Origin of the sequence: Bacillus sp. M6-12 (assembly GCF_002860285.1) — a bacterium.
Classification (GTDB): domain Bacteria; phylum Bacillota; class Bacilli; order Bacillales; family DSM-1321; genus Peribacillus.
Window position 1 is genome coordinate 252,710 of sequence record NZ_PGVF01000001.1, and the last position, 26,998, is coordinate 279,707.

Annotated in this window: 39 protein-coding genes; 28 read left to right on the top strand and 11 right to left on the bottom strand. The window is 32.4% G+C overall.

Annotated elements, in window-relative coordinates; all coding sequences use genetic code 11:
• Positions 1-8: 8 nt before the first annotated feature.
• On the bottom strand, positions 9-1,775 hold the full coding sequence (locus CVD28_RS01885) for an ATP-dependent metallopeptidase FtsH/Yme1/Tma family protein (RefSeq protein WP_101590623.1): 1,767 nt from the start codon (positions 1,773-1,775) through the stop codon (positions 9-11).
• A 246-nt stretch (positions 1,776-2,021) separates the two neighbouring features.
• Between CVD28_RS01885 and CVD28_RS27730 the strand changes: the two genes are divergently transcribed.
• The 8 genes from CVD28_RS27730 to CVD28_RS01920 all read left to right on the top strand — a co-directional run bounded on the left by CVD28_RS27730 (position 2,022) and on the right by CVD28_RS01920 (position 8,281).
• Entirely contained in the window at positions 2,022-2,192 is a 171-nt protein-coding gene (locus CVD28_RS27730; protein WP_180953845.1) for a hypothetical protein, read from the top strand.
• 188 nt (positions 2,193-2,380) lie between these two features.
• Positions 2,381-2,818, top strand: coding sequence for a hypothetical protein (locus CVD28_RS01890; protein WP_101590625.1), 438 nt, complete (start codon positions 2,381-2,383; stop codon positions 2,816-2,818).
• Positions 2,819-3,521: 703 nt separating this feature from the next.
• Positions 3,522-3,866: a hypothetical protein gene (locus CVD28_RS01895; protein ID WP_101590626.1), complete on the top strand. Its 345-nt coding sequence runs from the start codon at positions 3,522-3,524 to the stop codon at positions 3,864-3,866.
• 97 nt (positions 3,867-3,963) lie between these two features.
• Positions 3,964-4,524, top strand: coding sequence for a hypothetical protein (locus tag CVD28_RS01900; protein ID WP_101590628.1), 561 nt, complete (start codon positions 3,964-3,966; stop codon positions 4,522-4,524).
• A 122-nt stretch (positions 4,525-4,646) separates the two neighbouring features.
• The gene (locus CVD28_RS01905; RefSeq protein WP_101590629.1) at positions 4,647-5,411 is read left to right on the top strand and encodes a GGDEF domain-containing protein; all 765 of its coding nucleotides are present in this window, start codon (positions 4,647-4,649) and stop codon (positions 5,409-5,411) included.
• Positions 5,412-5,614: 203 nt separating this feature from the next.
• Positions 5,615-6,484 carry a hypothetical protein gene (locus CVD28_RS01910; protein ID WP_101590631.1) on the top strand — a complete coding sequence of 290 codons (870 nt, stop codon included), beginning with the start codon at positions 5,615-5,617 and terminating at the stop codon, positions 6,482-6,484.
• A 124-nt stretch (positions 6,485-6,608) separates the two neighbouring features.
• On the top strand, positions 6,609-6,941 hold the full coding sequence (locus tag CVD28_RS01915; RefSeq protein WP_101590633.1) for a hypothetical protein: 333 nt from the start codon (positions 6,609-6,611) through the stop codon (positions 6,939-6,941).
• A 158-nt stretch (positions 6,942-7,099) separates the two neighbouring features.
• Positions 7,100-8,281, top strand: coding sequence for a cation:proton antiporter (locus CVD28_RS01920; RefSeq protein ID WP_101590636.1), 1,182 nt, complete (start codon positions 7,100-7,102; stop codon positions 8,279-8,281).
• A gap of 167 nt (positions 8,282-8,448) precedes the next feature.
• On the opposite strand, the gene CVD28_RS27735 is transcribed toward CVD28_RS01920, so the two are convergent.
• From CVD28_RS27735 to CVD28_RS01950, 7 genes are all read right to left on the bottom strand, one after another.
• Positions 8,449-8,595: a hypothetical protein gene (locus CVD28_RS27735; RefSeq protein WP_180953847.1), complete on the bottom strand. Its 147-nt coding sequence runs from the start codon at positions 8,593-8,595 to the stop codon at positions 8,449-8,451.
• Positions 8,596-8,806: 211 nt separating this feature from the next.
• Positions 8,807-9,424 carry an anthrax toxin lethal factor-related metalloendopeptidase gene (locus CVD28_RS01925; protein ID WP_101590637.1) on the bottom strand — a complete coding sequence of 206 codons (618 nt, stop codon included), beginning with the start codon at positions 9,422-9,424 and terminating at the stop codon, positions 8,807-8,809.
• A 319-nt stretch (positions 9,425-9,743) separates the two neighbouring features.
• Positions 9,744-10,100 (bottom strand): hypothetical protein, encoded by a 357-nt coding sequence (locus CVD28_RS01930; protein ID WP_101590638.1) that lies wholly within the window; start codon positions 10,098-10,100, stop codon positions 9,744-9,746.
• Positions 10,101-10,103: 3 nt separating this feature from the next.
• Positions 10,104-10,295, bottom strand: coding sequence for a hypothetical protein (locus CVD28_RS01935; RefSeq protein ID WP_101590641.1), 192 nt, complete (start codon positions 10,293-10,295; stop codon positions 10,104-10,106).
• Between the two features lie 19 nt (positions 10,296-10,314).
• Positions 10,315-10,548 (bottom strand): hypothetical protein, encoded by a 234-nt coding sequence (locus tag CVD28_RS01940; RefSeq protein WP_101590643.1) that lies wholly within the window; start codon positions 10,546-10,548, stop codon positions 10,315-10,317.
• Positions 10,549-10,664: 116 nt separating this feature from the next.
• On the bottom strand, positions 10,665-10,862 hold the full coding sequence (locus CVD28_RS01945) for a hypothetical protein (protein WP_101590645.1): 198 nt from the start codon (positions 10,860-10,862) through the stop codon (positions 10,665-10,667).
• A gap of 16 nt (positions 10,863-10,878) precedes the next feature.
• On the bottom strand, positions 10,879-11,151 hold the full coding sequence (locus CVD28_RS01950) for a hypothetical protein (protein ID WP_101590647.1): 273 nt from the start codon (positions 11,149-11,151) through the stop codon (positions 10,879-10,881).
• 123 nt (positions 11,152-11,274) lie between these two features.
• Here CVD28_RS01950 and CVD28_RS01955 point away from each other — a divergent pair, with 123 nt between their 5' ends.
• From CVD28_RS01955 to CVD28_RS02005, 11 genes are all read left to right on the top strand, one after another.
• The gene (locus CVD28_RS01955; protein WP_101590649.1) at positions 11,275-11,541 is read left to right on the top strand and encodes a hypothetical protein; all 267 of its coding nucleotides are present in this window, start codon (positions 11,275-11,277) and stop codon (positions 11,539-11,541) included.
• Positions 11,542-11,553: 12 nt separating this feature from the next.
• Positions 11,554-11,880, top strand: coding sequence for a hypothetical protein (locus CVD28_RS01960; RefSeq protein WP_101590651.1), 327 nt, complete (start codon positions 11,554-11,556; stop codon positions 11,878-11,880).
• A gap of 106 nt (positions 11,881-11,986) precedes the next feature.
• Entirely contained in the window at positions 11,987-12,955 is a 969-nt protein-coding gene (locus tag CVD28_RS01965; protein WP_101590653.1) for a transglutaminase domain-containing protein, read from the top strand.
• A 143-nt stretch (positions 12,956-13,098) separates the two neighbouring features.
• Positions 13,099-13,518, top strand: coding sequence for a hypothetical protein (locus CVD28_RS01970; RefSeq protein ID WP_101590656.1), 420 nt, complete (start codon positions 13,099-13,101; stop codon positions 13,516-13,518).
• Between the two features lie 105 nt (positions 13,519-13,623).
• Positions 13,624-14,082, top strand: a complete 459-nt coding sequence (locus CVD28_RS01975; protein WP_101590658.1) for a hypothetical protein — start codon at positions 13,624-13,626, stop codon at positions 14,080-14,082.
• 167 nt (positions 14,083-14,249) lie between these two features.
• The gene (locus CVD28_RS01980) at positions 14,250-15,860 is read left to right on the top strand and encodes an FMN-binding glutamate synthase family protein (protein ID WP_101590660.1); all 1,611 of its coding nucleotides are present in this window, start codon (positions 14,250-14,252) and stop codon (positions 15,858-15,860) included.
• A 150-nt stretch (positions 15,861-16,010) separates the two neighbouring features.
• Positions 16,011-16,388, top strand: coding sequence for a hypothetical protein (locus tag CVD28_RS01985; RefSeq protein WP_101590661.1), 378 nt, complete (start codon positions 16,011-16,013; stop codon positions 16,386-16,388).
• A gap of 91 nt (positions 16,389-16,479) precedes the next feature.
• Entirely contained in the window at positions 16,480-16,854 is a 375-nt protein-coding gene (locus CVD28_RS01990; RefSeq protein WP_101590663.1) for a hypothetical protein, read from the top strand.
• A gap of 14 nt (positions 16,855-16,868) precedes the next feature.
• Complete coding sequence (locus CVD28_RS01995) at positions 16,869-17,135, top strand: hypothetical protein (protein WP_101590665.1); 267 nt, start codon at positions 16,869-16,871, stop codon at positions 17,133-17,135.
• Positions 17,136-17,251: 116 nt separating this feature from the next.
• Positions 17,252-17,641, top strand: coding sequence for a hypothetical protein (locus tag CVD28_RS02000; RefSeq protein ID WP_101590667.1), 390 nt, complete (start codon positions 17,252-17,254; stop codon positions 17,639-17,641).
• A gap of 31 nt (positions 17,642-17,672) precedes the next feature.
• A complete protein-coding gene (locus CVD28_RS02005; RefSeq protein WP_101590669.1) occupies positions 17,673-18,320 on the top strand; it encodes a hypothetical protein in 648 nt (215 codons plus the stop codon).
• 138 nt (positions 18,321-18,458) lie between these two features.
• Here CVD28_RS02005 and CVD28_RS02010 read toward each other — a convergent pair whose 3' ends face one another.
• Entirely contained in the window at positions 18,459-19,259 is an 801-nt protein-coding gene (locus CVD28_RS02010; protein ID WP_101590671.1) for a hypothetical protein, read from the bottom strand.
• Between the two features lie 154 nt (positions 19,260-19,413).
• Entirely contained in the window at positions 19,414-20,619 is a 1,206-nt protein-coding gene (locus tag CVD28_RS02015) for a hypothetical protein (protein WP_101590672.1), read from the bottom strand.
• Between the two features lie 186 nt (positions 20,620-20,805).
• Between CVD28_RS02015 and CVD28_RS02020 the strand changes: the two genes are divergently transcribed.
• From CVD28_RS02020 to CVD28_RS02045, 7 genes are all read left to right on the top strand, one after another.
• Complete coding sequence (locus CVD28_RS02020; protein WP_101590674.1) at positions 20,806-21,585, top strand: hypothetical protein; 780 nt, start codon at positions 20,806-20,808, stop codon at positions 21,583-21,585.
• 30 nt (positions 21,586-21,615) lie between these two features.
• Complete coding sequence (locus CVD28_RS27740) at positions 21,616-21,756, top strand: hypothetical protein (RefSeq protein WP_180953849.1); 141 nt, start codon at positions 21,616-21,618, stop codon at positions 21,754-21,756.
• 53 nt (positions 21,757-21,809) lie between these two features.
• Positions 21,810-22,175, top strand: a complete 366-nt coding sequence (locus tag CVD28_RS02025) for a hypothetical protein (protein WP_101590675.1) — start codon at positions 21,810-21,812, stop codon at positions 22,173-22,175.
• Between the two features lie 63 nt (positions 22,176-22,238).
• Positions 22,239-22,643 (top strand): hypothetical protein, encoded by a 405-nt coding sequence (locus CVD28_RS02030; RefSeq protein ID WP_101590677.1) that lies wholly within the window; start codon positions 22,239-22,241, stop codon positions 22,641-22,643.
• Positions 22,644-23,082: 439 nt separating this feature from the next.
• The gene (locus CVD28_RS02035) at positions 23,083-23,436 is read left to right on the top strand and encodes a hypothetical protein (RefSeq protein ID WP_101590679.1); all 354 of its coding nucleotides are present in this window, start codon (positions 23,083-23,085) and stop codon (positions 23,434-23,436) included.
• A gap of 150 nt (positions 23,437-23,586) precedes the next feature.
• A complete protein-coding gene (locus CVD28_RS02040) occupies positions 23,587-23,994 on the top strand; it encodes a hypothetical protein (protein WP_101590681.1) in 408 nt (135 codons plus the stop codon).
• Between the two features lie 158 nt (positions 23,995-24,152).
• On the top strand, positions 24,153-24,782 hold the full coding sequence (locus tag CVD28_RS02045) for a YfbR-like 5'-deoxynucleotidase (RefSeq protein WP_101590682.1): 630 nt from the start codon (positions 24,153-24,155) through the stop codon (positions 24,780-24,782).
• A 72-nt stretch (positions 24,783-24,854) separates the two neighbouring features.
• Here CVD28_RS02045 and CVD28_RS02050 read toward each other — a convergent pair whose 3' ends face one another.
• Positions 24,855-25,748: a hypothetical protein gene (locus CVD28_RS02050; RefSeq protein ID WP_101590684.1), complete on the bottom strand. Its 894-nt coding sequence runs from the start codon at positions 25,746-25,748 to the stop codon at positions 24,855-24,857.
• 237 nt (positions 25,749-25,985) lie between these two features.
• On the opposite strand from CVD28_RS02050, the gene CVD28_RS02055 reads away from it, so the two are divergent.
• Positions 25,986-26,495: a DUF6036 family nucleotidyltransferase gene (locus CVD28_RS02055; protein ID WP_101590686.1), complete on the top strand. Its 510-nt coding sequence runs from the start codon at positions 25,986-25,988 to the stop codon at positions 26,493-26,495.
• The gene (locus tag CVD28_RS02060) at positions 26,495-26,896 is read left to right on the top strand and encodes a hypothetical protein (RefSeq protein WP_101590687.1); all 402 of its coding nucleotides are present in this window, start codon (positions 26,495-26,497) and stop codon (positions 26,894-26,896) included. Before CVD28_RS02055 ends, CVD28_RS02060 begins: the two co-directional genes overlap by 1 nt.
• The last annotated feature ends 102 nt before the right edge of the window (positions 26,897-26,998 follow it).

The window sequence follows — 26,998 nt, forward strand, 5'->3', positions numbered from 1 at the left end:
TTCCATGATTAGCTCATGGAATCTTCTTGATACTGTGCAATAATCGTATCTAACTCTTCTTCTGATAGGGTTTCTTTTTCAAGCAAGGCAACAGCAATTTTCCCTAATAGAGAATGGTGTTTTTTCATAAATTCAAGTGTTTCTTCATATAGCGTTTTTGATATAGAAGAGGCTTCTTTTAGAATCTCTTTTTGACCTCCAAGAGCAGAAACTTGAATCATTCCGAATGTTTCACTCATGCCATAGTAGTCAATCATCCCTTTGATTTGTTCAGTAGCACGTTCAATATCATTAGAAGCACCAGTAGTAATTTTCTCTTCATCTCCAAGTAGAAGATATTCAGCAATACGACCAGCATATAGCGTCTTGATATTGTTTTTAATTTCTTGTTTAGAATACAGACCCATTTTCTTTGGTGTAATGAAGGTCACGCCACCAGCACCGCTTGTAGAAGAAATAATCGTCACTTTTGGCACTTCATTATGAGCGAGTAATTTCGCAACTAAGGCGTGTCCTGCTTCATGCCAAGCCACTAACTCTAATTCATCATCTTTACGGTCTTCTTGGTTTTTCTTTTTATGACCTTTCATGACCATTTTAAAGTACGCATCGTCAACATCTTCTTTTGTTACTTCTGTATGATTACGTGTAACAGCTAAAATGGTTGCTTCATTGATTAGGGCTTCCAATCCTGCCCCTGCAAAGCCAATGGTTAATTTGGCTAATTCATTGAAGTCTACATCTTCAGCAATCTTTTTGCTACGTGCATGAACCTTTAAGATTTCGGCTCTATCACGTTGGTCAGGTAGATTAATAGCAATATGCTTATCAAAACGACCAGGGCGAATAAGGGCATTATCTAAGTCTTCAATGCGGTTAGTTGCTGTAATGACGATAACTCCTTCACTTCCATTAAAACCGTCTAATTCGTTTAACAGGGCGTTAATGGTTTGGTCTTTTTCAGAGTTACTATCATTTCCTCGTTTTGTACCAACTGCATCAATTTCATCAATAAAGATAATACAAGGAGCTTTTTTACGTGCCTTCTTAAACAGGTCTCTTACACGTTTTGCTCCAAGACCTACATACATTTCTACAAAGTCAGAACCACTAATAGAGAAGAAGGGAACACCAGCTTCACCAGCAATGGCTTTCGCAGTTAGAGTTTTACCAGTTCCAGGTGGTCCGTAAAAAACGACACCTTTAGGAAGTTTCGCTCCCATATCCGAATACTTTTTCGGATTCTTCAAGAACTCTACCAAAAACTGCATCTCTTCTTTCGCTTCCTCATTACCAGCAATTTCATTGAACTTTACTTTCGGTACGGTTTCTTTTGTTTCTTCATGTCCAACACCTTTACTGTTGGACATCATATCCATAATGATTTTAAAAACTATTACTAATATAATGATTCTGAATACAAAAAGGAACATATCCAATAAAACATTTGGTTTATCTGTACTAACTTCTTCTACCTTTACTTCATTTTCCAAAAGATATTTCTTAAATTCTTCATCTTTTGGATTGTCTGTTTTATAGGTTTCCTTGTCTTTTCCTTCAAAAGTAAAAGTAGGAGATTTGAGATTGATTGTAACTTCCTTGACTTTATCTTTTTCAACCATTTGGGTAAATTCTTTATAAGAAATATCCTTTGGTTTTTCTGGTTTCTGTACGTAATAGGTTACACCTGAAACTAATAACAATATCAAAATAAAAGGCAATACTTTTTTTCTTTTTTCATACCACCCTTTAACTTTTTCCCAAAAATCTTTCAACACACATCTCTCCTCTTATAGACTATTGTCAATATTGTACTATAAACAACAAATTAAATCAATAGACTATAGTCAAAGAAAATTAGAGCGTGAAAAAGGGAGAAAAAGGAAATAAAAAGGGGAAATTTGGTGAATAAATGAAAATTAACAGATTCAAAAGTCCTATTTTGAGGAAAGTAAATAAGGAAGTTGGAGGTAGTGGGCAATTTAGACTAACCCTTGGCATTATTGAGGTTGCTAAAGAATATGATAAAAAATGAAAATGATTATAGTCTGAAAGTAGGAGTGAAATATTCACAAATCACCAAAGAATTAGAACTTCAAGAAAAACAGGATTTAAAATTGAAAAAGAAAATAGAGTTTATTTTTTTGTTTGTTAAAAACTATCTTTTTACAAAAAAAGGAAGCAATTCCTGATATTGAGGGAATGAGTGTTCGTAAAAAGTTGTAAAAAGTTATTGACTTTAATCTATGGCTTATCTATAATAAGGATATGGAGTTATTACTTTATAAGGATAACATTCTATCAAACTTATAGAGCTAAGAGAATAGTACATAACAAACAAGAGAGAAGCTCTATTACACACTTTAGGGGGAAAACAACCATGTCAACAGTAACTATCTATTATCCAATTTCTTTTGAATCAAACGAAGTATTGAGCGAAGTGAAAAAGTACGGTAATGTCTTTACGTCTCCTGCAAATATGGATACGAGAGAAATCCATACAGATTTGCCAAGAACAGATTTGGACAAACTGGAAGCCTTTTTTGTGGAAAATGAAGTTCCTTACGATTTAATGGAGTATTCAAAAGGGGCAAATGCACCGAAAATGAAAAAGGTTCGACCAGAGCAAGAATTTGAGAAGGAAATTAATTGTGTGTTCTATCAGGGAGAAGAAATAGAAGAGGGCGTTGTAGCGGTTTCTACATTGCTATCCATTATCGAACAAGCTGATAAGGATACATTAGCGGAAAGTTTACTGGAAGAAATCAAGAAAGCAACATTTAAATTTGACAATCTTGAAGACATTTTTGAAATGTAATACAAGTATAAATAACCTATTGGCAGACAGGTTATAAGCAGAGAAAGGTTTGTTGGCAGACAAGCCTTTCTTTTTTGTGTCCTTTTAAAGAATGAGGGGGTCATTCTCTTCACAAAATTGCTTTATTCTTGATTTCTTCCTGCGGTAAAACTAATATGTTACAAAAGGTAGGTATCATATCATTCGATATTGTAACAGATTTTTGTGTCGGTGAAAGTGATATTTTTTACTTTCCCATAATTGGTAAATTTTATTCTGTCTCAAAATAAGTATATCAAACATGTTTTGAGATAAAAAGAGTTTTTTAATAATTTTATACAAATTTTTATGCAATTTTTACATATTCTTTATAAAGAGACTTTAATCATTTGCAATTCTCATTCCTTTGCTCAATATTTGTGCAGGGTTTTGTAAGGTTTGTACAAACTTCACCTATAAAGAATAATATTATGAATATTTCTTTTTATTCAAAATATGAATATTCATCTATAAATATTCATATTAAAATTATTCATATATGTCTTTATCCGTTTTTCTCAAAGATTAAACCTTTTTAGTATAAAAAAATGATAAAAAATATTTTTTTATGGCTATAATTTAAATAAAGAAAACATCTGTTTTGTGTTGAGTTATATAAGTGCATAGAATATAAGGTTTCATATAATTAAGGTAAAGCAAACTGCTTTTAAAAGGAGAGGTTTAAATGAAACATATTCAATGGTGTCAAAACATGCTAAAGGACAAAGAAGTACAAGCTCTTTTAGAAGAGAAGGTTCAAATTTTGATTGATATGTATTTTAAAGGTAAGTCTGATTATGCGATTGAAAAGTTTATTAAAAGTTTTTGTGAAGGAATTCGTTATTTAGAAAATGAATTATTGAAAGACAAAGGATTACACCCAAGTCAAATTCAAAAAAACATGACGTATTTATCTGCTCACCCACAAGAAACCATTAAAAACATGGCAGAGGTAAAACGAGTAGTAACTGTAGAGGTAAATCGTCAATTTAGACATTTTAATACGTTTTTATCAGAACTTGCTTCTTAAACACAAACAGACCTTGCTATAAAAGCAAGGTTTTGTTTTTGTCGTTTAATCATCTCTTTATTTGTCTTATACTGAATAAGAGAGAGGTGTGTAGGATATGATTCAATTTTCTATTCAAAAAGGAAATGTGAAAAAAGGAAATTATGTCAAACTCCAAAATAGTTCATTGCTTTTTGATAATATTCCTATTCTTTTGCGATTTGTACAAACTCATTCTGATATAGAATTAGAGGAAAAGTTGGAACTTGCCTTAGAATTGTTCTCTTTTCCAGATGGAACGATTTATGTTTTAAACTATATTGGGAAAAATCGAAAAGTAGCCATTGAAGATATAGAAAGGATTGCTTACCATCATATAAAAGAGTATGTAAAAGGAAGAGAATGGATAAAAGCCTTTTATCATGACAAACCAAAACATATTCAAGAATTAAATGATTTTCTTTGCCTTGAGCCTTTTGGTGATTATATAGCTGAAGTTTCAGAAGAAGAAAAAGTTTATGAGATTATTTTAGATTTAGATAAGAAAGAATGGATTTTCTGTCATAAAAATCAAGAAAAAATGTGTTTATCTTTTGATGAAATAAGAGGGAAACATATCGAAGAATTAACTTATAATATTTATCAAAATTATATGATAATTCCATTATCCAGTTCTTAGTTATCATCTTAAAATAATAATTTCTCCTATTTCTATTGAATGAAGTCAATGGTTTTATTGTGATTTCCTTATCTTTCCTTTATAATAAGGATGAAAAATATGGAAATCGGGAGGAGTTTTTAGTGAGCGTAATTCTTCAGTACAGCCTATGGATAGATAGTGTCCTTCTGGTCATAGAAGTAGTGGTTAGTTATTTTCTCTATCGCCTTTTTAATCAATATTTTTATACAGATAAATTTAAATTAATTGGAGTAGGCATTTCTTTTCACGCTGTAAGTTTACTCTTAAATATTATTTCGTATTTCTTTTTTACTTCTATCTCTTTAAATCCTATTATATCCACATTAGATTCTTTAGGAATGGGGTTTCTGTTGTTTGGTTTTTATTTTATGATAAAACGACTGTTGCATTTTAGCCATATTGACCATTTAACCCAAACTTTTACGAAACGATACATAGACCGTTTATTTATAGAAGAGAAAAATTCTTCGGGTAAAAGAGATAAACACTTCTCGATTATCTTTATTGACATTAATCATTTTAAACAAGTCAATAATCAGTTGGGACACGAAGGAGCAAATGAAGTATTACAAGAAATTGCGAAAACGCTTCAAAAAAGTGTTAGAGTAGGAGATAAGGTAGGAAGATATGGTGGAGATGAATTTATTATTCTCTTACATCATGCCACCGAAATAGATGCTGAATTAGTCTTAAATCGTTGTCGCCAATCTATCCTGAAAAATGACTATCTACAGTTACATAATATTGATGTTAGTGGTGGAGTGGCTACTTATCCTTACGATGGGAAAACAATAGAATCTTTGTATAAAACAGCAGATAAGCGTATGTATGAACATAAAAAAGAAACAAAGGGTAATGCTATATAAAGAATAAGAAGTCAAAAGAATCTTTTGTTAGATTCTTTTTTTATTTCTCTTTGGGATGGATTAACCGTTGAAGCATTAGAGAGAGGTCTTTTTATAAAACAAAAATTGATATATTTAAAGTGTTAGACAGCCCTAATAGAAGAGATAATGATAAAATAAAAACAAGAGAAAGGAAAAGATTTGAACAAAAAGGAGAGGTATAGTTGGGACACAATATTTTTTATGAAGGAATTGTGAAAGTCGATAAACCTTTTGATGATGCTACCTATCAATTAATTATGAACCTTGCTAAAAGTAGAAGAATGATATGGAACACTCAATTATTAGAAAAAGATGGCGTAGCAAAGAAATCAGAGATAGGTTTTGAGGGGGAGTTTTTCTTTCCTGTTTTCAGCAATGTAAAAGAACGTGATGAATTTGAAGATAAATATGTATTAGAACCTAACTTTCCACCAGGAGGTCAGCCTGATTTATATGGTATATGGGTCGTAACTGAAGATAAAATGGGTTTGATATGGAGTAGAAAGGAAAAATCTTATAGAGGACATGAGTGGTTACAATATTTAGTGAAAAAAATACTGATTCCAAGAGGGTACAAACCTTATGGAATAGTGAACTGGTTTGCGGAATGGAATTACCCTCAAAGAAAGTTTCATTCGATAGTAGAAGGACATAAGGTGGTTAAGAAAAGAGGGTATCATAAAACAGTAAATGAACCCGATATTGATGCTTGGTACGATGAAAAAATTGCTTCTTATCAAGAAAGTCACCAAAATTGGGTTTCGATGATTGTGGAAAATCAAGTTCAATTTTTGCACAAAAATACATTTCAAAAGACACTATCCTTTAACGTCTACATAAATAAAGATATTATTCAAGCAACATTAAAGGAACATGAGATTATATCTTGCAATTATTTGTATCGAAATGTAAGAAAAGAAGAAGAGAAATGGAATCATGAAGAGGATTTTAAAAACAAAGTACAAAATGAATTTTTGTTAAATAAAGTGAAGGAAATAATTTTAGCGTATATACAGAAATATCCTAATTTTTTGAATGAAGCCATACTATAAATTTCAGTCAGAGGGATTTTTCTCTCTGGCTTTTTTTGTTGTTAAACCCCCTCCAACACTGGTTTTGTTGTGGTTTTTCTTTATTTGCATAGAATACAGCAACCAAATAAAAGGAGGTATGAAAGTGGAACAAGTCGTTAAACAATATCCATTGATGTTTGATTTTTTAAACCAATATTTTCACGAAAATGCTTATGAGGACAATCCTTTTGCGGATAATGCCAGTCATTTAGTAGAAGAAGCGGTAAACGAGTTGTTCCAAAAGGGATTGTATTCTCCCCAAGTCGAAAAACTCAAAGAAGAAATGTATTTCTTTATTCACACTCCGATTCTTCCAGGATTTAAGGATTCATGCCTTGAAAAAACATTAAGAGTGGAATTAATGGGGTTAAAACCATTAGAGTTTGTCCAATATGTATATTACACGATTACCATTGAACAATGGAAAAGAAAGTGAAAAATAATTAAAGTAAGTAAGTCAGGAGAAATTCTGGCTTATTTTATTTATCTAAATTGACAATATACAAAATTATATATTTTATTGACTTTAAAGAATTGAAAAAGACATTAAATTCAGGTAATATTAAAACATAAAGAAATAAAAGGAGTGTAGCCATGCTTCATATTTGTATTATTCTATTTGCAATAGCAGTCGGAGTGGCTTTTATAGCAGAAAAAGTAAAGCAACCATACCCAACATTATTGGTTATTGCTGGATTAGTGTTAGGGTTACTTCCAATAGAATCATTGGAAGAAGTGAAAGGGTTTATCACAAACGATAAAGTGTTTAAAGATACAATTATCTTGTTATTTTTATCAGCATTATTAGGTGATGCTTCCTTAAAACTCCCTTTTCATGAACTAAAGGAAAACAAGAAACCTATTCTACTCTTAGCATTTATAGGTACATTTTTAACTTTCCTTCTCGTTTCCGCATTGACTTATTTTGTACTTGATTTACCATTGCAACATGCACTGATTTTTGGAGCATTAATGTCTGCAACTGACCCTGTATCAGTTCTAAGTATCTTCAAATCAATGGGATTAAATAAGCGATTATCGGTTATTGTTGAAGGAGAAAGTTTGGCGAATGATGGAGTTGCAGTGGTACTCTATAAAATAGCTTTAGTAACCACTGTTGTTACTCTTTCTGGTGTATCTCATGGAGCATTAGAGTTTTTAAAAGTTGTAGCAGGAGGTTTAATTGTTGGGGTAGTGTTTGGATTCCTTTCTTCCCGACTAACCAGCAAAATTGACCATCATTTAATTGAAATTGGCTTATCCATTGTAGTCTTTTATGGAGCTTATGTAACGGCAGAACACTATCACTTATCAGGTGTAATTGCGGTGGTAGTAGCTGGTCTCATTTTAGGGAACTATGGAAAGAAAATCGGAATGTCCGAAAACACATTAGATAAAATAGATTCATTTTGGGAATCTATTGCATTTATCGCCAATGCGGTTATTTTCTTAATGATTGGTTTAGAGATTTCACGTATTGGATTTGAAGGGAAATGGGGAGTTATCGCAGGAAGTATCATTATTGTTGTGTTATCCCGATTTGTTGCAGTATTTATCAGTCTATTATTTGATAAAACTGTGCCTAATTCATGGAAAACCATTATGTCTTGGGGTGGATTAAAAGGTTCTTTATCTATTGCTTTAATTTTGAGTATATCCCCTGACTTTGCTGGAAGAGACTTGCTTTTGTCTTTAACATTTAGCAATGTCATGTTTTCCTTATTAGTTCAAGGAACAACGATTCCATTATTGGTAAAATGGTTAAAAATTAAATAAGAACGAAAAAAAGGGGGGTGATGATTTTATCCCTCTTTTTCTTTTATGTGTTGAACAATATGTCCGATAATAGAAGGAAACACTTGCAAACGACAGCATTTTCCGCTTGAATCATATATAAAAATATAAAACATATCTTTTTCTGTCTCTACATAGACTGCATTCATTTAACGCATACGTTGTATAACCTCTTCATCTTCAACTCCATTCATCCCCATGACAATACTTTTTTCAATTAACGGTTGAGAAATGGCTTGTTTAGAAAAGAGAGGGATTTTTTCTTGATTAAATAAAATGTAATTGTAATGTTTCAATACCAAGAACTCCTTTATTTATTCTTATTACACTATTATGAGAAAGAAAGAAAATTTATGTACAACCACTGAATGAAATTAGAAAATAAGTGAAAAGATATAGATACAACATAGAAGCAACACCTTTCGTAAAGTCAGAAAATAATTTCTGGCTTTTATTTATGAAAAAAAAGAAGACAGCTCCCTCAACTATCTTCTTCTTTTAAATATGTTATGAAATTTTGTTTAACACCGTTTCGATATAAGAAGCTGTATCTGGACATTGTTGTTTAAATCCAGTTACCAAAAAGTATTCAGCAAAACTTTGTGCGAAATATTCACGAATATTGCTTGTGTAATACGTTCCGTTTGCGTAACGCTCATAATATTTATGCTCCCCATCATAAATATTGTGAAGGCTAACATCAATGCAACTTAAGAAACGATTGCGACCACCCACGAAATAATCAACAAAATGACCTACTTCATGTATCAATGTAGTTACTTGCCAACCCCAATTGCCACGTAAACCATCATCCCATACAAAAATGTAGTTTTCTTCACCGTTAAATAACCCTGAGTAGTTTCCTTCAATAAAGCCTTCTCTACTTTTGCTGTAAAGAATTAAAACTTTCTTTTCCTTCATTAATTCTAATACGTTATCGGGTAAAAGTGTTAAAGAACCAAGAAGCATAATAAAACGTGCTTTACTTCCATCCATATTAACCACATCAATACCTTCTAACTTTTTAAACTTCACTGCATAATGCAATGTAAAACGAATCCATGTACCTACATTTGTTGTCATTAAAAAGGCTACAAAAAGTCCAATTACTAAAATCCATTCCATAAATAAAATCCTCCTAAATATAAGTTCTCACCTGTTTGTTAAATAAAAAAAATCCTGTCACCTAAATAAAAATGTCAAAAAACCTGTTAATCTATATACCTAAAAACAAGAACTGCACAAATCTACATATCTTAGCCTCCTATTGATATTTCATAAAGAAATTCCTATTTTTTGTCACTTAATAGATTATAGATAGTTCTCTATGATTTCATAATTTAAAAAAGGACATTTATCTAAACGTGAGCGATTCCATTGTAAAATGGGCGTAAAACAAAAAAGAATAAGAGCCATAGTAGATAGCTCTTATTCCGTACATAAATCATTCTATATAAAAACCACTGATTTCAGCGATATGAATAGAATCTTCTATGATTTCTTGATTCACTTGTTTCTTATTGTTTGAAACATATAAATGTTTTCGTTCTTTCGTAAGCAGATATTGAAAATCAACATCGAATTGCTCAACGGACAAATCAATAATTTCTCCATTGAGTTCACACCAGAAATGACCGTTACCATTAAAAGTTCCTTCTACCTTATAGAGATTATCTCTATATTGCTTATAGAGAGAAGCAATGGTATAGCAAGTAGTCGCTTCACATTCATCGATTAATTCTTCACCAGACCCTAATACTTGAAGAACCTGAGTATATAAATCTAAAACGATATTTTCCATATCTTATTTTACTCGCTTTATCATTTTTCCATCATCAAAGCGGTAAACACCTTTTCTTTTAATTCTAACCAAGAATGAACCATTGAATGATTCTCCGTTATCACTTCCACCCTCAAAAACAATTGAACAATTTTCTTTTGGTATAAATCCAAATGCTTTTGTTACATCCTTGTATTGACCAGTCATAATATTCATAAATGATTCCACCTTTTCTTTAGTCTTGAATTTCTTTTACTTCTTCGATTTCTTCTAAAAACTCTTCCCCATCAAGTTTAATTTCGCCATCCAAATTGGAGTGGAAGTAAACGTAAATCCCTGACAAATCATTTTTTCGTGTTACCATATTGATTTCACCATCACCAAGATTCTTGGTAAAAATGTGTTTACCTTGTAGCGGTAACACTTTGTCCATGATTGATTTTTCACCATCTGTTACTGCTGGATTCATGTAAATCTCTCCTTTAATAAGTAAAAGTATTTTTATCCTGATTTGTTGTTACTTTTATCATCATAGATAGTTTCCCTCTTTTTATAAGAAAAAAAGAGCAAGAATGGTATCCTGCTCTATCTCTTCGGGTCATGATTCTGTTCTTTTTTCTTCTTTTCATATCGTTTATCAAATATCAAAATGATTGTCCAGTAGGTACAAAGAGCACCAAAACTCACAAATTGATTATAGGGTGTTGGAAGTAGGTATATCCCTGCAAGAGCGATAATGAAAATAGGTAAAAATATCAACATTCGTTGTTTAAAGGTTAGCAAAATAAATCCTCCTTTACTATAAAAGTTCTGTTATTAATGTTCGTCTTCTAACAGGCAATAAATATTGTTCAATGATAATATTCCACCCTTTTGCCAGATGTGGATTACTCGATTTCCCTGTATTAAAGAGTTCGATATAATCATTGACTTCTTTTTCGGAGTCAAATATTTGTCCATAAATATATTCGTTTGTTTCATAGACCAATAATGTTTTTTCTCCTGTCACATCCATTTGAATAAAAGTATTTTGAGCGGTTTCCAATACATATTGAGTGTCTTTCAAAAACATCTATCCCTTCTTTATATATCGTTTATAGTAGATGATATTATTTAGTTTGAATAAAGTCAATATAATAAAAGGTATCGAATAAATGAGGAAAAGAATTTTTCTTTATATTTAGGAGGATGAAAGATGAAAAAGGACAACTACACACTAACATTTCAAGAAGCAATTGAAAAATGCTTGAAAGGGGAAGGATTTATTCGTGGCGATGATTTTGCAAAAGGTGTTTATGTAAAGCCAAATAAAGATGGCATATTGATTGTAATAGGAGTGAATGAACAAGGTTGGCATGAAGAAATCAGTACCTTTATGATTACACATTCTGTTGTGTTTCGTCAAAAGTACAAATTGTTTTCAGTAGCAAATAAAGAAGCATTAGAGTTAATCGAAGGATAAGGAGAGAAAATTATGCCAATGGTATCAAAGTTAGCTTGGGACAATCCATATTATTCATTTGGAGAAATGAAACGACTTGCACCAGGAATTAAAGGTCATTTGATTGACACTGGTCATAAAGGAGTTTATATCCCAACACTATTTTCTGAAAAACAAGGAAATGGTACAGCAGGAGCGTATATTGACAGTTTAAAAGAAGCATATGCTCAAATTCGCTTTCCAAATGTATTAAGTCCTATATTGCAAGGAATGTTGAAAAGGCGTGGATTTTATTTAAAGAGAGAATATGTACCTATTTTGAAAACTCATGCAGATGTTTATGTCTGGAGAAGAAAATAACGAAAATGCCTCTATCCATAAGAGGCTTTCTTTGTACTTATTAATTGACTATAGTCTAAATAACGATTACGATTGTTTTTAATCTTAAAAAGGGAGAGATTTTTTTATGAAAAAAGGAAGATTAGTAGGAATGGCATTATCAGTGGGGTTATTAACAGGTTTGTTCCAACCTCTTAGTGCAAATGCTATCAATAACGACTTAACAAACAATACTCAATATGACGTGAAAGACGTTCAAAAGGAGATTTATGTAGCTCCATACTCTAAAATGGAGAGTTACATGAAGACAGTAAAGAAACAAGCAGATAATCGTGTGGTCAAAGGAGTAAGCAATCAAGCTACTTTTAATAAAATGGTAGATATGATGCATAAGGAACTTCCAACTCAAATTACGTTTGAATCAAGTGTTCCTGAAAAAACATTGAAACTATGGTATGACGAGTATCAATTAATCGGAACTCCATCTCAACAGACGAATTTACACACGTTAGCTTCTTATTCCTTAAAAAAAGGAATCAAAAATACGTATGTATTAAAAGATAATTCTAATGACAAATATTCAGCAAAACAAATTGAAAAGGGTATTCAATTATTTGCGAATGATTTTGCTTTAGGGATAAAGAATTTACCGCAGGATGTTAAGATTCATATGGTATATAACTACATTTACGAACAATTTCAATATGGAGCATCTTCTTATAAAAAGATGATGATTGGAAATGCGTATAATGGAAAATTGGCTTGTAATGGCTTTTCACGATTATTTTATGAATTGGCACATGCAAGTGGTATTCCAGTCAAAATGATTGAATCAGATGACCATTTTTATAACCAGGTACAAACATCTACTGGTAAATGGGTCATTATTGATACAACAACAGACATTTTGTTAAAACAAAAGCATGGGGCGACAGGGTTAGCAAAAGAAGAATATCTAAATTATGTATCGAAGGTAGGCTTTTATTGGGCGAAACCAGTTAGTCGTGAATCTGCACAAGCAGACTTTTTAGATAAAGAACAAAAAGAAGAATTTTTAAAGTTATCTAATTCTTTACTTAAAATGTCTTATAAATAATAGGAATTTTGCAAAGGGACTTCTCTATTGGGAAGCCCCTTTTTCTACATTTTTATTGGATACTTGAGAATTTGCATACAATGTAAAAAGAAATAAAAAAGGGTTTCTATTTGAATGTCTGTATAAAGAAAGGGAAGATACCTATGAAGAAAATGCTGTTATTAACAAATTATGAAGAAATCAAAAAAACTGTCCCTGAAATGGAAGAAAAAATGAAATACTATCCTGAACCTTTTGTCTTTTTAGTAGATGATATTGTAACCATGATAGGTGAAATCAGAATCACTGAAGAAGATATTTGTATCAAGATGGTAGAGAGCATGGATAAAGGAAAGGGTCATGGAAGGGAATTTATTGAATTTCTAAAAGAACTCCCTGATAAAGAAGAAATTTGGGGGGAATCTGTTGTTCCAGCAATTCCTTTTTGGAGTAAAATGGGAGCGGAGTTTAATTCCACTCTTTACAAACAATATGAAGAATCAGTAGTAAATGGTGAGGAGTTAGAAGAAGACTTTCTTTTACCTTTCACTATTTATTGCCAAACATTAGAGCCTACTCATTAAGAGAGGCTTTTTTGTTTGGGTAAATAATATATGTCAAAACACGTTGTTTATAGTCAATATTTATAGTATGATAAGAAGTAATCATAAAAAACAGGAGGCTACACCATGAAGAAGTCATTTTTTATCGTAGCATTGCTACTAATGGTATTCAGTTTAACAGGATGTGTCCAAGATGTTGCAAACAAAGTAGAAGAAGGAAAAACAAAGGTTGAGTATATGGCAACCATGAGTAAATTAGTTGTTCAAAGTGCCGATGCATCTCTCAGCTTATATACCTTATATCAAAATCCTTTGCAGTATGGAACAGCAGAGTGGAAAGAAGATTTCTATACAAATAAAGAGGCGATAGAGAAAATCCATTCAGAAGCAACAACTATAAATGTTCCTGCAGATATGCAAGACAAACATGATACATTTGTAAGTGGATTAGAATTAGCCATGAATACAAACAATACGGTTGCAACTGGAATTGAAAAAGGTGAAGAGCTAACGAATACAGCAAAAGAACAAATCAATGAATCAGTTACAATATTTAAATCATTAAGCTCTGTATTTACTGAATAGAGCATAAAAAGGAGAGGGGTTTATTCCTTCTCTTTTTTATATATAAAAATAGGGGAAATAGATAAGATTTAGCGATTTTTTAGACAATTATCATTGATTATAGTCAATGTATATGGTAATCTTTGAATGTAGTCATTAACTTTAAAAAGAGAGGAAACAGAGGAGACATGAACTTACACAACTTGGTCTTATACGGAGTATCATTCTTATTACTCTTACTGGTTGTTATTCTTATTTTTGGAATCGCTTTATTTTTTATTATTAGGAAACAGGATTTGACACAAGAGCAACATTCCGTTCGTAGAACTTTTCCTGTCTTTGCACGTATCCGCTATTTAGCCGAGCATTTAAGCCCTGAACTAAAACAATATTTCTTTGAGGGAGACCATGAAGGAAAACCATTTTCACGATTGGACTTCCAATCTATTGTTAAATCAGCGAAATATGCAAAAACTATTATAGCGTTTGGAAGTAAACGTGATTTCGATAAACCAGGATTTTATATCCGAAATGCGTTCTTTGCTAAACAAATTACGGATTTAGAAGCAGACAATAACACCATGACTGAAACAAAAAAATATATTACAGACGAAGATACTTTTTTTGGTCGAAAAGAACATATGGAAGAGGCTACATTGAAACCTTGGAAGTATATAGATAAAGATGCAATTGTTATTGGGAAAGATACATGTGAATACCCATATGTATTAAAAAGCCCTGTCGCTATGTCAGGTATGAGTTACGGTGCATTAGGAGACCACGCTATCCGTTCTTTATCTTATGGATTAAAAGACGCTGGAACATATATGAATACAGGAGAAGGTGGTATATCTCCTCACCATTTAGAGGGTGGAGCAGATATTATCGCCCAGATAGGTCCTGCCAAGTTTGGATTCCGAAATGCTGATGGTTCATTCTCTTGGGAAGAACTTCGTAAAAAAGCAAACATTCCTCAAATCAAAGCCTTTGAAATAAAATTAGGTCAAGGTGCAAAAATTCGTGGTGGACATATTGAAGGTTCAAAGGTTACACCTGAAATCGCTGAAATTCGTGGGGTTGAACCATACAAAACGATTGATTCTCCTAACCGATTTGAAGAATTTAATGATATGCCAAGTCTTTTCGACTTCGTTGAAAAAATTCGATTGGAAAGCGGAAAACCAGTTGGAGTAAAAATTGTGATTGGTAGTGAAGAAACATTTGAAGAATTTGCAGAATATATGGCAAAAACAAATCGCCACCCTGACTTTATCACCATTGATGGGGGAGAAGGCGGTACAGGAGCAACCTATCAATCTATGGCAGATTCTGTAGGACTTCCAATAAAACCAGCCTTAATGATTGCTCAACGAGTATTAAAAAAATATGGTATTCGTGAAAAAGTAACCCTTATTGCAAGTGGTAAACTATTCTCTCCTGATAGAATAGCAGTTGCTCTATCAATGGGAGCGGATATTGTTCAAATCGCAAGGGGATTAATGATTTCAGTAGGATGTATTGGAGCACAAAAATGTCATTCTAATGACTGTCCAGTTGGGGTTGCAACAACTAATCCAAAATTACAAAAGGCGTTAGTTGTAGAAGAAAAACGCTATCGAGTAACGAATTATATCACAACGCTTCGTGAAGAATTGTTTACATTATCTGCTTCTGCTGGACTAACATCTCCAAGACAGTTCAATGAAAAACATGTCGTTTACGTAGATAAGGATTTTCAAGTAAAGACATTAGCTCAATTAACAAAAAACGAAGAAAAGAAAGAGTCTTTATTCGTGTAATGAACAATTAGACACCTAAAACAAGGTGTCTTTTTTGTTCATTACATTATTAAAAAAGCGGAGATAAAATACATCATATTTCATTGACAATAGTCTATAACACGATTATGATTAAAGTATAGAAAAAGAATTAAAAAAGGAGAGCTGAATGTGAAAAAAACAATAATGTTAATCGGCACTATCTCCATAGTATCAACTTTGTTGTTTGGGTGTGCGGAAGCAAAAGAGCCTATTAAAGAAGATACACATTCTTCAAACGAAGAGATTAATTATCCTAAAGAGGTCGTTTTACATACAGAAGATGAAATTGTATCTGATGGTTATGTAGATTACGTATTTAATGGGTTTATAGGAGAAGATACGTTATCTTTTGAACAATCACAATATGATAAGACTTACAGTTCTTTTCATCCAGCAAAAATAGGTTACACATTTCGATTAAAAGAGATAGAGTCAATTCAGTTTGAAGTGATAGATTTTAGTCGTGACCAAGGGTTTGTTAAATTGAAAGTAATCGTAATGAAGTAATTGATTCCTATTATTCAATTGTGTCCGTCACAAGGAAATTACAAAAAACGATTTCGTTCAAAAAAAGAATTAAATAGGTGAGAGAGGCTGTGTGAAAGGTATGAACCAAGAAGAAATCTATCAAGAAATTGTAAATTTTGAACAAAGAGCAGGAGAATCTTTCTTAGACCAAGGGTTTAATTTGCACGAACTAACCTTTATGACTTGGTGTTATGGAAAAGGATATTTAACCAAAGAAAAATATAATCTATGGGTGAATGGTTATCAGGAAGATACATTAGAAGCAACAGATGCGAATTATTATGTTTATGCACCGAAAGACCATTATGGAGACGATGTTCCATTTGCTGTTGTCATTTCAGAAGAGTGGAATGAGAAAGACCAGGAAAAAGCCCATCGGATATTGGCTGAATTTATTTCTGGAATTGACTTGTATGTAGACCGATTAAAAGAGTTTGTTAAATAAGGAGTGGGGCATCTATGAGTTTTGACTGTACAACGATTGTATTAGAAATTGTGGTAGCAGATACAGAAGAAGATTCACAAGTCATCGCATTTTATCATCATCCAACAGGGAAAAAGCTGAATTTTGGCTTTGACGGAAGTTGGTTAGTTGATTTTGAAGGATTCCATTGTGACAAGGTGAAACTTCCAAAAGAAAAAGGTCACTATAAAATGAAAGCAGAATGGAATGATTCCATTGAAATGATACAGGGTATTTGGGACATTCAAAAAATAGAGGAGTAAACAAAAGTGGTCTAAAAGCCACTTTTAAAAATCCCTATTGATTGATTCTGTCCGTCACAAAGAGTTATACAAAAATCAAAATGGCTATTAAGGAAAAACAAAGGGAGCTACATACAATGATGAAAATTTATCGAATTGAAAATGAAAATACGATGAATGGAATGTGGTACGACATCAATGGAAATTACAATCCATTCATTGTGAACCTATCAGAAGGGAAATCAAAACATTTACCAATGGATTTCGATGATAGGTATTCCAATGGCGGTTTAAAGTGGTTCAGTGGTTGTCATAGCAAAGAACTTATGAGGCACTGGTTTAGTGATTTGGATGCTTTTGAGTTGCATGAGAATGGCTATAAACTCTTTGAATTTGAGAGTGAACAATTCATAGTGGAAGAACATCAAATTTTGTTCACAAGAGAAGGGATTGTTTCTAAAAAAGAGATACCCCTTGAAACAATATGGGATATAAATGAACGAATGATAAACAAACAAGCTATTTAACAAAAAATATGATAAAGAATAGGGGATAACAATGAAAAAAGGACTGAAATGGATTATTCCAATTACACTGGTTGCTACGATGCTTACAGGATGTATGGAAGTGAGTGAAATTGAGAAGCAACAAAATGAAAAAGTAGAAAATGCAAACAAGCTGATGAGTCAAACAAAAGTGCCGAGTGTAGAAAAAAGTTTGGAACGTGAAAATATTCGCCAACGTATTTTGGTGTCTAATGATTCGGATACCCTTCAATGGATTTACCCTATGAGTGCAGGAACGATTATTGGTCGATTCCCTGTTAAGGGGAAGGTAACAAGCGGAAATAAACGACTAACAGCAACAGAGGGGTATAACGCTAACACTTCAACCAGTGAAGAGCTTCCTGATGAAATGGGTACGTATGGTTCAAGTGGGGAGTATATCTTCTGGTTTGACCCAACAGGACTGCCACATCAGCATAAAGGGGATTACTTTATTAGTCCTGTACCATACACACTTCAAAACAATACGATTTTAACGGATATAGATGCAAGTGAAGAGCAAAAGCGTGAAGAATATGCAAAACAAATGGAAGAAGCAGATAAACGTATGAAGGAATTATCTGAAGAAAATGAACGGATAGCAAAAGAAAAAGCAGAACAACAAAAGAACGAAGAAGAAGCTAAAAAGAATAAAGAATAATAGATGGGTAGCTGAAAGGCTACCTTTTTGTTCCTCTTAATCTATTCTGACCGTCACAAATAGTTATAGTAAAATGAAAAACCAGCAATTAAGGTAAAATAAAAACAGGACATCAAAATAGAATGTCCTGCTTCTTTGTTAGAATTTATCAGGGAAATGACGAGAAATTTTAGCAATTTCTTTATCAATTTTTGCAAAAACCTCTTTTAATTCCGATAAAAGTAAGCCTTTTTTAATTTCAAAAACAAAAATCTTACCAGCATATAACGTATTTTTATCCCCAATGGAAACTTTATCTTCAATTCCTTTTAATTTTAACCCTTTCATGCTTTTTGTTAGGGTCTTAATCGCTTCAACAACAGTTGCATAAGCAGAAATGTTTAACGCACATTGTTTAACCGCTTGTTTACTGTCGTAAATGTGAAGACTATTATCGTACTCTTGCATAATAAATGAAAATTTGTTTTCATTAATCCATTTAGCAATACATTGTTCAAAGCCAATACCTAATTCAACATGTTTGTCATGATTTCCAACAGTATAGTAGTTAGTCGTTGTGATACGAGTCACGTTATTATTATTAACCGTAGAAATCAAGTCACGTAGTTCGGATTCTTGATTTTCAAATCCTTTTCTAAGTTCCCATGTCTTATTTTCTAATTCTTTGATTTGTTTCTTTACCTTTTCCATTTCTATCTTAGTATTGTACAGTTCTTTTAATTTTGTTCTTACGTCTGAATTTAAACGAGCAGAACCTAATGAAATATCTGCTAATTTCACTTTGACATTGTAATCTTGGTTTAAAAGTACGACTTCTGTTTCGTTCATATCTTCAATTACCATGATTTGACCTTCTAAATCTTTAAGGTTAAATCCCCACTGTTTCACCTCTGAATTTAATACTGCTACTTTTGCAATTGTCCCTTTTTTGATGTTCATAAAAATCAGCCTCCAAATATGTAAATGATTACGCCTTTGTTTTTTAAAACCTTATATTCTATACAAAAAGAAAGGAGATTACTAATTTTAAAAAAGTATAAAAAGCTGGATACGCATAAAAAAAGAAGAGGGATGAACCTCTCCTTTTTAAAAATCAATTCAAATATAAGGCTTTACCAGGAGCAATACGGATATTCTTATAATAAGTATCCGCTAAACTTCCACCATTTGACGTGCCATCTCCGAAATTGAATAGATATTGTCCAAAACCAGAACCGTTACGCAAGTTAAATGTTTTAATCAATTGACCATCTATATACAATGTTCCTTTGTTTTCATCTTTAACAATTCGATACGTATGATATTGGTTTCCAGTCAATTTGTGAGTAACAATAGGACTTGCAAAAATATCATCATACAATTCTACTCGGTCAGGATAGAAGGATAGACTTAATCCTGTATTTCCAGTACGAATGAGCATCATACTGTTAAACCCTCTGTATCCATCGTTACCCATAGCCTTCACATCTAATTCAAAGGTAGCAGTAGTTTCGGTTAATGGGTGAGAGTAATTGCCTGATACTCCCTTACCACCAACAAAAAATGCTCCATCACTTGTTAAAACTTTAGCTCTATCCCCATTATAAGTCCAAGAGGAATTATCGAATGAAAAAGAGCCATTAGAATTTACCTGAACATCCTTATTTATATCAATGGTAAACTCTTTGCTGTCATCTGTTTCAATTGTTCCTTCCTCTAAACCAAATTCAAAAATATAGTTTGTTGTTAATACTTGTTCTGTCGGAAGAGACGTACCAGCTTTTAACGTAGGTTTTGCTTCCACTAAACCATGATTCTTGATTGTACCTATCTTTGTTTTATCTCCGCTATAGACACTCCATATAGGTGTCGTTTCTACGTCATATAGCCAATTATCACCTTCTAAAGCAAACAATCCAAGAGCCACCTTTTCTGACGATTGAGATTGTGTTAAGTTGTTCCAGCCTTCAGCAGAATGAGTGTCAGGAGAAACCAATGAAGGTTTCCATGAAGAGGTATCGGATACATTAATCTCTTTCATTTTTGCATAGATAGGTGCGTTCGTTTGATTATCAATAGGTATATTTTGTGAGACCATTGTTGCTGTATTTGAATTATAAATAAACGTAGTCATAGCAGGAACTCGAACATCTACTATTGTTGCTTCAAATGTTCCTATCACTTTGGTTCGTTCAGAGGTCGTATTTACATCTGTAGCAAAAGAAGGAAAAGGGATAATTGAGCCAATCATTCCAATAGAAATCATAGCAAGACATCCGATATTGACAGATTTTGAATATGTTTTTTTTCCTTTTTTCAATTGGTAAACCTCCTTTATAGATTAAAAATAAATCATTCTTTTTATGATAAGGTTTTTTTGTCGAATTATAACGATTTTAAAGAGAGATGAAGATGGAGAGTTATGGAGCAGGGATTATTTCTCTACAATATAAAAGGTTTTATATATAAGGAGTAGCAAGACTACATAAAAGGACAGGTGAAAAAAATGGAAAGAATACAAGAGGAAATCAAAGAAAGATTTAAGAATGGACATCATTTATTAAGGCTGAATCATACCCCACGAATGGGTGAAGAAGTGACATTAGAAGTGGAAAAAGAATGGCTTCCGTATTTACATTCAGAGGTTCATTTGCTTTCTCCATATCCACAACATGAACGCTCTTTGCTGTTTTCCTATATTGAAGAACTCATTCAAAAGTTCCCTCAATTAGTGGAAGAAGAAATGATAGATAAGGGCTTGTTTAATGTATTAAAAACACTTTTGTTAGCCTTAGATTATCTTTCTCATGAACGATTTATTAATGGAGAATTTCAAGAAAAACATCGTGAGAAGCTAAATGCTATTTTACGAGAATGTTTTGAAGATGAAAAGACCTTTGCTTTTTCGGAATATGCAAACCGACCAGTATTATATTCAACTCCGATTATTAAAGGAGAAGATAAGGTGTATTGCATGGATAAGCGTGTAGAAAAAAATCGTTTGTATATGGCAGTTGTTTTCTCAAAACCTATGAATCAACAAGAACGATTTAAACAGATTGGTCACTGGTTAGGGGAAGTACATTTAAAGCCAAATACAGATAGAATTTCTTACGAAGATATGTTGAAAGGTCAAACCAATCATGAATTACATGTCGATGTTCTTTTTTACTTCAATATGGTAAAGCAAACATTTTCTTGGTTACTCAACAGTGCTTCATGGAGAATGAATGAACTTATGCCATTTGATGAAATGGATATCTGCTCTAAATTAGGAATCAAATAATCAATTTAATAGGAATAGGAGTGCTTTTATATGAAATGGTATTACCAATGGAGAAATAAACGACACCAACAACTTGCCGAGAGATATTTTGGAGTAAAATATCAGACGCTTTATGCGTTTCATGTTGAAAAAGCAAGGTATTATGCTGTGAAATTAGGCTGGTTAAAATAATTCGTTGATTAAAAACATTTCAAGATAAAAACGTAGCGGAGGATTGATTTAAAATGGCTGAATCACTAAATTACAATGAAGTAATGCAATTTATGAAAGAATTTAAGGTGGATTTAATTAACCGATTTGATGAACTGATTATTGACGAACCAACCAATACCTATGTAGGAATTGGTCGTTGCAAGGACATGGAAGACGTAAAAACGTATGTTGTATATGCTCTTTGTCGCCCGATTGGTAAAGGTTTAGATGATACATCAGCTACAAGGCTATTGAATCGAGTAAATAGTTATTTCCAAACAAACTTAACAAAACAGGATATGCGATTAATGTACAACAAACTTTGTTCGGTATCTAAATTAGAGGAATTTAAGGACTTTATCAAAAGAGGATTCCCAATGCAAGAATTAGAGGATTAATAGGTTAGGAGTTTATTGTAGTAAATCCATAAACCATTCGCTGAATAAAAGGAGAGAGATAAAATGGGTACAAAATTAAAAGAGGGTCAAGTCGTTCAGTCATCATTCTTTGTGAGAGGGAACATGGGGAGAGACCAAATCATTAAAGTAGGTGATTATGAGGATAACTATATCTATTTGAAATACTATAATCATGAACAATATGCGAATGGAGAACCTTCCATTGATGAAAACCGAAGTGAAAAAGAATATTTGGTACTATCCGTAGAAGAACAGTTTCCACAAACAACTGTTGGACATCGAACGAGTTCGTATCAAAACACCATTGTAGCCATTGAGCTTAATGCAGATGGCACATACAATGAAGAAAATCAAAAAATTTCTTTTAGCACTTGCTATGTTTATACAGGGGCTATCATGGAAGAGAACATTCATATTGTACGTGAAATGAAAAAAACGTATATCTAAGTAAGCAAAGAACCTTTTCTTTAGGGAAAGGGTTCTTTTTTTTTGCAAACCGTTCATCATCTCTACAGTCCAACGTATCGCAATCAAATTACGATTCGCCCAAAATAAAAAGACCCTCTCAAAAAAGAAGGTCTTTTTTATGTATATGCAACCTGTCGGGGAACAGGTTACATGGAATATTTCTCTAATTTTACCCTATAATTTTTGTATGAAAACAAAAAATAGGGAACACATAGATGTGACTTATCAAAGGTTAAGAACTTAGAGAATAAACAATTTGCTAAAATTAGTTTACTCTCATTATATAAAGAAATCAATAGGATATTCGTTTTATATAAGGTAGTTTCCCGAATGGGAGTGATTTATTCATTCCTGTGAGGGTGAAGAATTGCTCCTTTTTTGTTTTCTCTTAATCTACTTTAAGAGAGGAGCGATTCATTTGAAAAAATTAATGAATATTATGAAAGAAAAAGCAGAGTATGTATGGATGGGAGGGGAATTCTTTCTTATCTATATTGCTTGGGGATTAACAGGTAATTTACCTTTTATCCTTGGTATAAAAATATTCTCCATTTTGTTTAGTGAACAAATATTCCATGAGGAAATAGAGGGAAGGTTTAAAAGAGTGCTTTGGCAACTTTTATCTTTTATAGCATATGTTGTTGCATTTGCTTTAACCCATACAGGTTATGAAGCATATGGTATTTTCCTAACTCTATATGTAGCATCTATGGGTGCTGTCCTTCTTCATACAGGAAAGTTTCACAACTTCTCAAGTAAAGAGCAATTCTAATAGGTTAATAGGTATATCCAATTATTGATTTCACAAAGATTATCCTTGGGGAAGGGTAATCTCTGTACATAGAACCTTATAAAACCATCCTTATCTATCAAAGAAAGTAAGTTTGAAACATAATAAATTAAAAGGAGTTGATAAAAATATATGTATGATTTTAAGTTTCTGCTAATTTTTCCGCAACTAATTATAGTAACCTTATCAAACTTTGAAAACATTGGTATAACACAAACAGGATGGATTCCATCTATACTATCTTTTATATTGGTCATTATTTGTTTTTTTGACATACTTTCATTAGTAGATTTAAAAGATGAAGAAATGAAGGAATTTAAACCTACTGGTATTACATTATTTATTCTTTATATTTTAATTAATGTCGTCTATTTTGGCATCATGTTTTATTATCGTTCTAACATTACAAACATAGAAGGTGTTTATGCCATAATTGGATTATCCGTTACACAAGCATTCATATTTATTTATTTTCTATCTAATCTTTTTCCACCTAAAAATGATTCCAGTCAAAATAAAGACCAAGACCTTCCTCAATAAAAGGAAGGTTTTTTTATTGGATGAAATGAAAGTGTTTTCATTGCCTATTGTGACCCTTAAAAATTATGAGAGCCATATAAATCGCATAGAATATAACATTCTTTATATATATTAAGGAGTTTATTTAAAAACATATTTGAGAAGGTAGGAATTGAACAATGGGAGTACACACATATTTTAAAAGTTTATCAAAATTAGAGAGAATGTATCGTTGTCCTGGAGAATTTCAATTTGAACAGCACAATGTAGCAAGTCACTCTTGGAAAGTTACGCAATATGCACAATTTTTTGGTGAAGTTGAAGCGAAAAACGGAGCTACAATTGATTGGAAATCACTTTATGAAAAAGCATTAAATCATGACTATCCTGAAATTTTTATTGGGGATATTAAGACACCTGTCAAATACGCTTCACCAGAATTGCGTGAAATGATTGCGAAGGTGGAGGAAGGCATGACGGAAACTTTTGTTAAAGAAGAATTTCCTGAAGAGTTCCAAGCGATTTATCATGAAAAACTGAAAGAAGGAAAAGATGGTTCGACTGAAGGAATGATTTTAGAATTGGCTGATAAGCTCGACCAATTGTATGAATCATATGCTGAAATCCAACGTGGAAATACAGATGAAGTATTCGTCAATATTTACCGCAAAGCCATTATCAAAATTAAAAATATTCCTCTTTACAGCGTAGAGTATTTCTTAAATAACATTTTACCAGAAATGTTAGAAGAGAAATCAAACTCAATGGTAGATATTAAGCAAATTACCGAAGAAGCATTAGCGGTTTAATCCAGAAAGTCCTCATATTATTTGAGGGCTTTTTTGGTTTTTACGCTATGATAAAAAGAAAAGCAAACACCATTAAGATGTCTGCTTCTTTGTCTTTCTTTTTTGATTCTTTATCACTTCTCTACATACGTTCATAGTAAAACGCTGTTGTTTTTCAGAAGGAAGTGTTTTTTGCTGAATCACTTGCTTCCACATTTGTCTTAAAAAGGGAAGAGTAGATTCATTTGCTAAAGAACTATCTTCTTTTAGATATTCTCCCGCTTTTCTCAATGATTTTTCCATATCAGATAAGGTAAAAGTTCGTATATCCTGCGGTTTCTCTAATGCCTTTTCCGTCATCATTGGTCGATGAAAAGAGGTTGTTCCATATTGACGTATCTTATCCAGATGTTCAGTCGTAGGATATCCTTTATGTTTGGCTAACAAATAATGAGGATACTTCTTTCCTTCTTCTCGAAGCTCTTCGTCACACCAATATTTAGAAAGAATAGCAGAAGCGGATACTGCATCATGAGTTCTATCTGCTCCTATTATGGGACTAATAAAACGCATGTCATTCACCGTATGCTTTCCATCTAATACAATTGGAATATCAGGAAACCATTGCCTAACGGTTTCTATTGCCTTTCTCCATATTATCTTCTGTAATTTTAACATTCCCTTTTTCTGTACTTGTTTGTCCACATCCTGCGGAGAAACAGCCAAAATTGCATAATAAAGAGCTTGTTTTTCAATTTCTTGTGCCATTTCTGTGATGCTGTTATCATGAAGCACTTTACTGTCAATCGGCAATCGTGAAATCGTATGGTTTGCTGGTAAAATCACCACAGAACAAACCAATGAACCAGCGATACTGCTGACACCTACTTCATCAATTCCAGCGTAAACCTTTTCTTCTTTAAATACCTTCGGATTGTTTTGTCCTATCTCTTTTACTACTTGAATGTAGGGTGGCTGATTTTGCATCGAAACACTCTCTCCCTTTAAATAAAGATACTTTCCAGTATGCCTATTTTCTTTTCATTATCTTCTATTATATTCAATTTTTTTCTCCATTAATTTCAGGTAAATGAGTTGTTTCTTATACATCAAGAGCCAAAAGCGTATGATAAAACATCAGAAAATAAATAGGTGATTTTTTATCATTTTTTAGCAGTTTTTTATATATTACAGGACAGATTTTATTTATTAGGAGAGATAATCATGAACAGTCGTAAAGAAGTATTAGAAAATTTAAAGTTTGCAGACCAATATATGTCAACGGTTTTTCCAGACATGGACAAACTATCATTTGTTATTACAGGGGGAGCTTCTTTCTTATTGAAGGGCTTTAGTAACAAATTTACGTTGGATATTGATACGATTACTGAAATGAACCACGATGTATTACAGTTCTTGGAATCATTCAGTATCAACAACTCTGCTTCAGAAGTAACAAAACTTCCTAAGTCTTACAAAGAACGATTAGTAAAACTAAAAGGTAAGTTTGAAGTGTTAGATTTGTATTTACTTAGTCATGAAGACTTGGTTCTATCTAAAATTGGTAGATTAAGTGAAGACGATTTGAGAGACATTGAAGACACAGGTATAATGGAAGAAGTCGATATGTCATTACTAACAAAATTGGCTGAAGAATTATCTGCAGAAGATATGGAATTTGGTCATAAATGGAGGTATTTCAACCGTTATTTTTCATTAAAAGAGGTGGTTTGATGACAGTGGTCAAAAAGTTGTTTCAAGAATACATTCAAGAGCTTCATGCTCACTTGTTTGATAATGAACCATTTGAGCAAATCATACAGAATTTCAAAGGAAGTCACAGGCGAAAGCGATTTGTTGCTATGTATCTCATACAAACAAAGAGTATCTTTTATTCTTATTATGAGAGACGAACTGAACTGCAGATAGAGAAGTTGTTTAATCAAATTATCACTGCATTGCTTTACAAAAAAGAGCAAAATCGGTTAAAGCAATTTTTCGTGAAGAGTTTGGAGCTTCATCCAGACATGATAATGGGGAAGGTCAGTTCTTATGAGATAAAAGAAATTGAAAAAGACTTACATGCTTTTTCCTTTTATCAAACAAAAAAAGAATTAAAATCTGAATTAGAGTAAGAAAAATGAGAGAACATTTATGGTTCTCTCTTTTTTTGTGTTCGACACGACTTAATCATATCCAAAAGTATATATTTGTCACTTGTAAGCGTATTCCTGCGT

Coding starts and splice junctions, on each gene's coding strand:
- CVD28_RS27730 (WP_180953845.1), top strand. CDS start 2,022: ATGATAAAAAATGAAAATGATTATAGTCTGAAAGTAGGAGTGAAATAT.
- CVD28_RS01890 (WP_101590625.1), top strand. CDS start 2,381: ATGTCAACAGTAACTATCTATTATCCAATTTCTTTTGAATCAAACGAA.
- CVD28_RS01895 (WP_101590626.1), top strand. CDS start 3,522: ATGAAACATATTCAATGGTGTCAAAACATGCTAAAGGACAAAGAAGTA.
- CVD28_RS01900 (WP_101590628.1), top strand. CDS start 3,964: ATGATTCAATTTTCTATTCAAAAAGGAAATGTGAAAAAAGGAAATTAT.
- CVD28_RS01920 (WP_101590636.1), top strand. CDS start 7,100: ATGCTTCATATTTGTATTATTCTATTTGCAATAGCAGTCGGAGTGGCT.
- CVD28_RS01925 (WP_101590637.1), bottom strand. CDS start 9,424: ATGGAATGGATTTTAGTAATTGGACTTTTTGTAGCCTTTTTAATGACA.
- CVD28_RS01930 (WP_101590638.1), bottom strand. CDS start 10,100: ATGGAAAATATCGTTTTAGATTTATATACTCAGGTTCTTCAAGTATTA.
- CVD28_RS01935 (WP_101590641.1), bottom strand. CDS start 10,295: ATGAATATTATGACTGGTCAATACAAGGATGTAACAAAAGCATTTGGA.
- CVD28_RS01940 (WP_101590643.1), bottom strand. CDS start 10,548: ATGAATCCAGCAGTAACAGATGGTGAAAAATCAATCATGGACAAAGTG.
- CVD28_RS01950 (WP_101590647.1), bottom strand. CDS start 11,151: ATGTTTTTGAAAGACACTCAATATGTATTGGAAACCGCTCAAAATACT.
- CVD28_RS01955 (WP_101590649.1), top strand. CDS start 11,275: ATGAAAAAGGACAACTACACACTAACATTTCAAGAAGCAATTGAAAAA.
- CVD28_RS01960 (WP_101590651.1), top strand. CDS start 11,554: ATGCCAATGGTATCAAAGTTAGCTTGGGACAATCCATATTATTCATTT.
- CVD28_RS01965 (WP_101590653.1), top strand. CDS start 11,987: ATGAAAAAAGGAAGATTAGTAGGAATGGCATTATCAGTGGGGTTATTA.
- CVD28_RS01970 (WP_101590656.1), top strand. CDS start 13,099: ATGAAGAAAATGCTGTTATTAACAAATTATGAAGAAATCAAAAAAACT.
- CVD28_RS01975 (WP_101590658.1), top strand. CDS start 13,624: ATGAAGAAGTCATTTTTTATCGTAGCATTGCTACTAATGGTATTCAGT.
- CVD28_RS01980 (WP_101590660.1), top strand. CDS start 14,250: ATGAACTTACACAACTTGGTCTTATACGGAGTATCATTCTTATTACTC.
- CVD28_RS01995 (WP_101590665.1), top strand. CDS start 16,869: ATGAGTTTTGACTGTACAACGATTGTATTAGAAATTGTGGTAGCAGAT.
- CVD28_RS02000 (WP_101590667.1), top strand. CDS start 17,252: ATGATGAAAATTTATCGAATTGAAAATGAAAATACGATGAATGGAATG.
- CVD28_RS02005 (WP_101590669.1), top strand. CDS start 17,673: ATGAAAAAAGGACTGAAATGGATTATTCCAATTACACTGGTTGCTACG.
- CVD28_RS02010 (WP_101590671.1), bottom strand. CDS start 19,259: ATGAACATCAAAAAAGGGACAATTGCAAAAGTAGCAGTATTAAATTCA.
- CVD28_RS02020 (WP_101590674.1), top strand. CDS start 20,806: ATGGAAAGAATACAAGAGGAAATCAAAGAAAGATTTAAGAATGGACAT.
- CVD28_RS27740 (WP_180953849.1), top strand. CDS start 21,616: ATGAAATGGTATTACCAATGGAGAAATAAACGACACCAACAACTTGCC.
- CVD28_RS02025 (WP_101590675.1), top strand. CDS start 21,810: ATGGCTGAATCACTAAATTACAATGAAGTAATGCAATTTATGAAAGAA.
- CVD28_RS02030 (WP_101590677.1), top strand. CDS start 22,239: ATGGGTACAAAATTAAAAGAGGGTCAAGTCGTTCAGTCATCATTCTTT.
- CVD28_RS02040 (WP_101590681.1), top strand. CDS start 23,587: ATGTATGATTTTAAGTTTCTGCTAATTTTTCCGCAACTAATTATAGTA.
- CVD28_RS02045 (WP_101590682.1), top strand. CDS start 24,153: ATGGGAGTACACACATATTTTAAAAGTTTATCAAAATTAGAGAGAATG.
- CVD28_RS02050 (WP_101590684.1), bottom strand. CDS start 25,748: ATGCAAAATCAGCCACCCTACATTCAAGTAGTAAAAGAGATAGGACAA.
- CVD28_RS02055 (WP_101590686.1), top strand. CDS start 25,986: ATGAACAGTCGTAAAGAAGTATTAGAAAATTTAAAGTTTGCAGACCAA.
- CVD28_RS02060 (WP_101590687.1), top strand. CDS start 26,495: ATGACAGTGGTCAAAAAGTTGTTTCAAGAATACATTCAAGAGCTTCAT.